Annotated in this window: 8 protein-coding genes; 7 read left to right on the plus strand and 1 reads right to left on the minus strand. The window is 49.1% G+C overall.

Annotation, left to right across the window (positions count from 1 at the left end):
* Positions 1-533: 533 nt before the first annotated feature.
* The 7 genes from ltrA to HP566_RS17245 all read left to right on the plus strand — a co-directional run bounded on the left by ltrA (position 534) and on the right by HP566_RS17245 (position 6,743).
* Entirely contained in the window at positions 534-1,871 is a 1,338-nt protein-coding gene (gene ltrA / locus HP566_RS17215) for a group II intron reverse transcriptase/maturase (RefSeq protein WP_249978549.1), read from the plus strand.
* A 128-nt stretch (positions 1,872-1,999) separates the two neighbouring features.
* A complete protein-coding gene (locus HP566_RS17220; RefSeq protein WP_249978550.1) occupies positions 2,000-2,569 on the plus strand; it encodes a hypothetical protein in 570 nt (189 codons plus the stop codon).
* A 133-nt stretch (positions 2,570-2,702) separates the two neighbouring features.
* Positions 2,703-4,454, plus strand: coding sequence for a hypothetical protein (locus tag HP566_RS17225; RefSeq protein ID WP_249978551.1), 1,752 nt, complete (start codon positions 2,703-2,705; stop codon positions 4,452-4,454).
* Between the two features lie 125 nt (positions 4,455-4,579).
* On the plus strand, positions 4,580-4,978 hold the full coding sequence (locus HP566_RS17230; protein ID WP_249978552.1) for a GFA family protein: 399 nt from the start codon (positions 4,580-4,582) through the stop codon (positions 4,976-4,978).
* Positions 4,979-5,083: 105 nt separating this feature from the next.
* The gene (locus HP566_RS17235) at positions 5,084-5,557 is read left to right on the plus strand and encodes a DUF6998 domain-containing protein (protein WP_249978553.1); all 474 of its coding nucleotides are present in this window, start codon (positions 5,084-5,086) and stop codon (positions 5,555-5,557) included.
* Between the two features lie 105 nt (positions 5,558-5,662).
* On the plus strand, positions 5,663-6,034 hold the full coding sequence (locus HP566_RS17240; RefSeq protein WP_112159979.1) for a VOC family protein: 372 nt from the start codon (positions 5,663-5,665) through the stop codon (positions 6,032-6,034).
* Positions 6,035-6,236: 202 nt separating this feature from the next.
* Positions 6,237-6,743 (plus strand): hypothetical protein, encoded by a 507-nt coding sequence (locus HP566_RS17245; RefSeq protein WP_249978554.1) that lies wholly within the window; start codon positions 6,237-6,239, stop codon positions 6,741-6,743.
* Between the two features lie 117 nt (positions 6,744-6,860).
* On the opposite strand, the gene HP566_RS21660 is transcribed toward HP566_RS17245, so the two are convergent.
* Positions 6,861-6,983: type II toxin-antitoxin system YoeB family toxin (locus HP566_RS21660; protein ID WP_284041541.1), on the minus strand; the 123-nt coding region annotated here is incomplete at its 5' end.

Below are 6,983 nucleotides of genomic sequence, written 5' to 3' on the forward strand. Positions count from 1 at the left end.
CATGCAGCTTACACGCGAGAGTACTTGGGCTGGGGCGTGTTTGCGCTCATGCCACGGCTCTGTATCAAAAAGGCCTAACAATTCATTCAAGCCGACGCCGCTTCGCGGCGCGGCTTAATTCAGGCGTGTGTGTCGGGCATGACACAAAACTAGAGAGGTGCAAGTCCTCTTACCAGGTGTTCGCAGAGCCGAAGGTTAGGCAATGGCAAGGGCGTCGTCGCGAGGCGGCGTCTGAAGGAAGCCGGCGTCGAAGTGACGGGGTGATGAACAAGAATCGGATATGAGGTGTGACATAGCTGAGGCGAGCGGGCACGCAACCGCGAAGCCTTCCATCTGCGCAAGGGCTGTGTTTTATAAATCCGGCATTCACGTCACGACAGTTTTGTGCCTTACCCCGAGAGGTCTGTTCTGTGTTGAGGGATCAACTGACTGACAGGCAACTGTCAGTGATCGCAGGGCAGAAGTCAGCAAACGACATAGTAGGAAGCGCCTTCGTGCTTCCGAAGGTCTGAACGTTTACGGGATTGATCGGAATGAAGGACAGCCGTAATGCCTCTGCCAAGCCTGAACTTAGGCCACCGCCCTTAGCGGTGGAGGAAACGGCTGTCAATGACAGCCAGCATCAACACCCCATTGCTGGATCATTACTGGCGCAAGTACTGGAGCCGGATAATCTGGTGCGGGCGCTGCAACAAGTGAAACGCAACAAGGGAGCGGCAGGCGTGGATGGGATGACGGTGGCAATGTTGCCGGGGTACCTAAAGCTGCACTGGCGCGAGTTGAAGGAACGACTTTTGAATGGAAGCTACCAACCCCAAGCGGTGAAGCGAGTGGAGATCCCCAAGGCAGATGGACGCAAGCGCAAGCTGGGCATACCGACAGTAGTCGATCGGTTTATCCAACAAGCAGTAGCGCAAGTGTTGAGTCGACAATGGGAGCCGACGTTCCACAAACATAGCTACGGCTTCCGGCCGGGGCGCAGCGCGCATCAAGCGGTACGCCATGCACAGCAACTGATGGTGGGCGGCAGACAGTGGGTGGTGGACATCGACCTGGCCTCATTCTTCGACCGCGTGAACCATGACAAGCTCATGGAAAAACTGCGGGAGAAAGTCCGGGAAAAGCCACTACTTTATCTGATCAAGCGCTACCTGAAAGCGCCCGTGCAGGTCGGGAATCAAACCAGTAAAAGCATTGAGGGCGTGCCACAAGGCGGACTTCTGTCGCCACTGTTGGCGAACATCGTGCTGAATGAGCTGGATTGGGAGTTGGACAAACGCGGCCATAGTTTTGCCCGTTATGCGGATGACTGTCAGATATATGTTAGCAGCCAACGCGCAGGCGAGCGGGTGATGAGCAGCGTGCAGCACTTCATCGAAGGAAGCCTACGGCTCATGGTGAATAACGAGAAAAGTGCGGTGGACAAGGCGTGGAACCGGAAATTCCTTGGCTTTAGTTTTAGTCGGCGCCCCGGTCATGCATTGAAAGTGTCAGACAAGGCACTGGAGAAGCTCAAAGACACGGTGCGCGGACTATGCCGTCGAACACGAGGCCATAGTATTGGCCGTGTAATTGCAGACCTGAAGAAAAGCCTGCTCGGCTGGAGAGCTTACTTTGGCATCGCTGAAGTGAAGGGCCTGCTGCAAGACACGGACAAATGGATACGACGGAAGTTGCGGTGTTATCTGTGGAAGCAATGGGGCCGTAAAGGTTACCGGATGCTCAGACGACTAGGAGTCGACAGGCAATTGGCTTGGAATACAGCCAAATCTGCGCATGGCCCTTGGAGGCTGAGCATGAGTCCGGCTCTGTACAGGGCGTTGCCGAATAGATACTTTATGAATTTGGGGTTGCCATCGCTGGCAGCATAATGATCAGTAAGTAAACGAACCGCCGTGGTACGTGATCCGTATGCCCGGTGGTGTGGGAGGAGCGGGGCCGTGAGGCCTCGCCCTATCCCGATTATGTGTAAGCAGCCAGTCAATCAAAGGAGTACTAGTTGAGCGAAAATGATGTGGCCATGTATGTTGCGCTCGGGACTGTTATAGGTTCCTTAATTGGTATATTCATATCTTCACTGCTTGGTCGGGCCCAAGCAATTTCAACATTTCGGCAGGATTGGATAAATTCGCTGCGGGGTGTTTTCTCGGATGTCCTTCTACAAGCTGAGGTTTTTACGGATGTAGCATATCAAGACAATGAAGAAGCTTACCGAGAGAAGGTGAAATTGCTAAAGGCAATATATCAAGCCAAGGTTTTTCTCAACCTGAATGAAGAACCATCCCAGAATCTCGTAAAATCAGTCGAAGAAATCCCAGAAATATATATGGGAAAAAAGGGTGGTTCTAAACAATTCAAAGAGAATCGTCACGAAATTGAAGAATTGATGCGAGATATACTGAAGGAGGAGTGGGATAGAGTTCGAGACGGAGAGCTACAATGGAAAATCAAGAGGTACCTGAGGAAGCGGTTCAAGGCAGAGCCCGTCTCATATCACGAATTGGTGGTTTTAGTTTTCTTGCTGATGTTTATCATTATTGCGGGGGTCTGCATTGCTATATTCCTATAAACAAACCACACATAACAAATTGCTGTTGTCGCAGCGCAAAAAGCGCGCTGCTGGGACGCCTCCGCTGTCGCTCCAGCGCCCCAAAGCAAGGCGTTATGCCTGAAAAAACAACACATCAAAGGAGTGTAGAGCTATGAGCCGATACCAAGAAATCCAAAACGAGTTAAATGCGGTAAGTCCTGCGCCCCTTGATTTGCCAAAATTGTATTTTCTTGGTGACACCGGAGCAGGCAAAACCACGATCATCAGAAAGCTTCTTGGCACAGAGGAAAATAAATTCCCAACCACCCGTCAAAAACGAACAACGGTAGCACCAACTGAATACGTAATACGCAACGGAACAGGCTTTGATCTTACGGTCGTACTGAAACCACTCTCGGAAATAGAGGGCTACGTAGATGAAATTCTCAAAGATGCCATTGGCAAGTTCTACAAAGATCGGGCCAAAGATAAAATAGTCAAAAATATCCGTCAAACCAGCGACCAAAGATTCCGTCTGTATTATCTTCTTTCAACGGAATTCTCAGGAGAAATAGCCGATCAAATAGCCAGTCTTCTTCCAGCCTTAGAAGATGGCGTTCGCGGCTACCAACAAGATTTTCCAGAAGACCAAGACGAAACCGGTATCTTCGTTGAGTTTGTAATATCAGAACTTGGCACCCCATATTCTGACATTCGCAATGCCGTAATAGCAGAGATACAAAGACTCACCGCTGCATCATGCGAAGGAGCAACATTGGGGTCAGAATGGAGGCTCCATAAGTACGAAACAACGACAAGAGAGTATTTCGTAAAAAAGTGCAAAGAGTTGTTGTCTAGCGAAATCGACTCAATATCACCTGTCATTGAATACGCTCGGTTGCGTGGGAACTTAAAGGCTCCTTGGCTACGAGAAGGCGTAGAAGCAGTCGTTATTGATGGTGAGGGTATTGGTCACGATACGAAAGAGGCTGGGCAATTAGACTCTAGACACTATGATTATTTTTATGATTCCGATGCGATTCTTTTAATTGAAGAGAGCAAAAAGCCTTTTGTCGCAGGAGGGAAGAGCGCCTTGAAAAGTATTTTTCAGCGCGGGTATGGCGATAAGCTTTTTTTGCTTTTCACTAAGCTCGACGAAGTTGAGCCATACGATTCGGAAGACCCCACTGATGAGGATCGAATTGAGGATGTTAGAGATGGCTTAGTAAATGTACTGGCTTCTTTGCGGGATGATGGTCTCGACATTGAGCCAGACGAAAACAAGATTTTATTCCTTGGAGGTCTTCAAAATGAAGAGATGTATGAAGCAGGGGTGCAGCAGCTAAACCAGGTTTTCGAGCAGGCGCATGAGATGTCGCGCTTCCAGCAATCCTTTGTGGCTCCAGTTTACGATTTCGAAATGCTTTCCGCTTTCCTTGTTGAGTCAACAAAGAAATTTAATGACTTGTATCGCGATATGCTGTCCGCACAGCACTGGAAGACAGTTGAGGCTTTTAATCGGCGAATGGATATGGGTATTGACGGTTTTAGGATGTTTACTCCAATAACCGATTTTGAAGAAAAATTGAATGAAGAGATGGATAGCTTTATAGCAAAACCTATCGCTTGGAAGCAAGAGGTAAGTGATACTCTACAAAGAGAAAGCTTAAATAGCATTCGTAGGCAGTTCAATAAATTGGTGATCGACTTCGCACGTCACGAAATCATCAGGGTTCCTCACCAGGAATGGAATGCCGCGTATTGTTACAGTGGGCGTGGGTCAACATCTTTGCGTAGAGCGGATATCGAGGCGATCTTAAAACGCTCCGTTCCCCCGTTTGCAACATCTGAGCGAGTCAAGGATTTCAAAGATAGCGTGAAACGGCTGCTTGAGACTGCAATATCAAACTGTGAGATGGCATAACAAACGGCTGCACCGGACAAATTTTCGCTGTCACCTTTTTTGCAAAAACACGCAAAAAAGCCGCCATCAAAAATTTGCTCGGTGAGCCGAGCGTTAGGCTTAAATCGAACACACGAGGAGAGGATATGAAAGCAAAATGTCTTTGCGGCTCTATTGAGGTTGATACAACCGATCACAATGAAGTTGGGCTCTGCCATTGCTCAATGTGCAGACGCTGGACAGGAGGCCCGATGTTCGCCGTTCATTGTGGTTCTGACGTTAGCTTCAATGGCCAAGAGCCATCGCGATATCAATCATCCGACTGGGCCGAGCGGGGATTTTGTCCAACGTGTGGAACTCACCTCTTCTATCACCTGATTCCCAGCAACGAGTACATTCTTCCAGCGGGCCTTTTCCAAGATCAAGAATTCAACCTTTCGAGTGAAATCTTCATTGACGAGAAACCAGCTTTTTATGAGCTGAAGAACGAAACCAAAAAAATGACGGGGCAACAAGTCTTCGAGCAATATGCTCCAAAAGATTGAAGCAAAGCCTAACAAGTCGCTCAAGTTCGTTCCGCGCTTCGCGCTCCACCGGACGCGGCTAACGCCGCGCCGCTTAGCTTAGACGTTAGCTGAATAGGAGAGCGAGTGCGACTCAGCGATCTTACAGACAAAGAGCTTCTGCAGCTTCAAGCGTCCGCAACAAATGAGCTTAAAGCCAGGGGTGTAGTCCGGACACAGAATAACCCGCTCGGCGATTACACGGAGTGGCTAGTAGCGAAGGCTCTGGATCTTGAGCTTCAAGCAAACTCCAAAGCTGGGTATGACGGTGTCAGTAAAGATGGTGTGCGTATACAGATCAAGGGCCGCCGCGTTACGCCCACAAATAATTCGCGTCAGCTTAGCGCTATCAGGAAGTACGCCGAGAAAGATTTTGATGCTCTAGCAGCCGTAATTTATGATGAGCATTTCCACATTATTGAAGCGTTGCTGATCCCCCACGAAGTTGTAGGGGAATACGCTTCGTACCGTGAGCATGTGAATGCTCACATCTTGATATTGAAAGGGCCAATTTTAAGTGATCCACGGGTTCAATCCATCAAGCAGGCGTTGTGCAGCTAACAAGGCCAAGCACGGGGACAGCTTTTTCGTTGCGGCTTTGCCTCCACTACAAAGCAGCCCGTGTTGGCGGCGTTATGCATTCGAGTGTGTAAGTAAGGAGGGTATGTGAAAACAGGGTTGGTTATTTACTCTTCGTCAATTCACCGCTTAGCCGAATTCTACTGCCATGTTTTTGGCTTTGAAGTTTCCGAAAAAGATGAATCATACGCCTTGCTAATAGCTGGTAGCTTCGAGCTTGTTCTACTTGAAACTGAGGTTTCGAAAAAGGCGTCTAGTACAGGCAAAGCCAGAGAAGATACGCCAATAAAGCCATCATTTTTTATCGATACCCCTCTTGAGCTAGTTGGCGAGAAAATAAAGGAAAAAGGTGGAGCTTTATATCAACCCAAGAGTTGGAATTTTGGTGGTCGCCAAGTATGTGATGGCTGTGATTGTGAAGGTAATATTTTCCAGTTAAGAGTTGGGAAAAATGCATAACAAACGGCTGTTGTCGCCCCTATGGGGCTGGGACGGCCTTTCCGCCGCTGCGCGGCTACAAGTCCGCCCCAAAGCCGGGCGTTAGGCGCTGGCGGCCCAGAGTCTTTTGCGATGATTGGAGCCCTCACGCTCCGAAAGGCCGTTGGTACCTGTCGGTCGCATGATTATGGATGGGCGGGCATCCCCGTGGTTGGCAAAGAGAATGAAAATACACATCATTGGTGGCCCTGGAAGCGGAAAGACCTACATCGCTAGACATCTAGCCGAGAGGTATGATATTCCCATCCTCGATCTTGATGATATTTTCTGGGACCATGAGATAAAAGACTACGCGTCTCGGGCTGATCCCATTCAGAGAGATGCGGCTCTCCGTCGTTTCATCCAGAAGGATAGTTGGATAGTGGAGGGAGCCTATGACCGGTGGCCGACCCAGAGTTTTCAGTCTGCCGATTGGATTTTCGTTCTTAATCCCCCTCTTTGGCTGAGGCAGCTCCGAATTTTCCGGCGCTTTTTGAAGCGAAAGATTGGTTTTGATCGGAGCAGGAAGGAAACGATCCGCGGTCAGATAGAATTGATGGCTTGGAATAAAAAGTATGATCGCGACAATCTCATTCGTGCCCAGTTCCAGTTAAGAGATTTGTCTCTTTCATTCATTCGCTGCCAGGGGCTTTCGGATGTCTTACAGCATTTGGACAAATCCCGTAAGTAGAAGGGAAAATCTGGATAGACTCCTGCGCCTAACAAGGCGCTGCAGACCGACACTTGACAATGGCCACCCTGCGCTGCCGCTCCGGGCGGCCATTGTCAAGCGCGGCTGAGCTTGGCGTTAGGGCTGATCGTAGTGACCACCAATAGCGAAGATATAAATGAACTTGTCATCGAATCGATATATCAAACGATCTTTCTGTGATATCCGCTTAGACCACAGGCCAGAGAGGTTGTGCTTTAG

It is taken from the genome of Vreelandella olivaria (assembly GCF_023507745.1).
GTDB classification, from domain to species: Bacteria; Pseudomonadota; Gammaproteobacteria; order Pseudomonadales; family Halomonadaceae; genus Vreelandella; species Vreelandella olivaria_A.

Excerpts from the sequence above, each read along its gene's own strand:
- ltrA (WP_249978549.1), top strand. The coding sequence starts at position 534 with ATGAAGGACAGCCGTAATGCCTCTGCCAAGCCTGAACTTAGGCCACCG.
- HP566_RS17225 (WP_249978551.1), top strand. The coding sequence starts at position 2,703 with ATGAGCCGATACCAAGAAATCCAAAACGAGTTAAATGCGGTAAGTCCT.
- HP566_RS17230 (WP_249978552.1), top strand. The coding sequence starts at position 4,580 with ATGAAAGCAAAATGTCTTTGCGGCTCTATTGAGGTTGATACAACCGAT.
- HP566_RS17245 (WP_249978554.1), top strand. The coding sequence starts at position 6,237 with ATGAAAATACACATCATTGGTGGCCCTGGAAGCGGAAAGACCTACATC.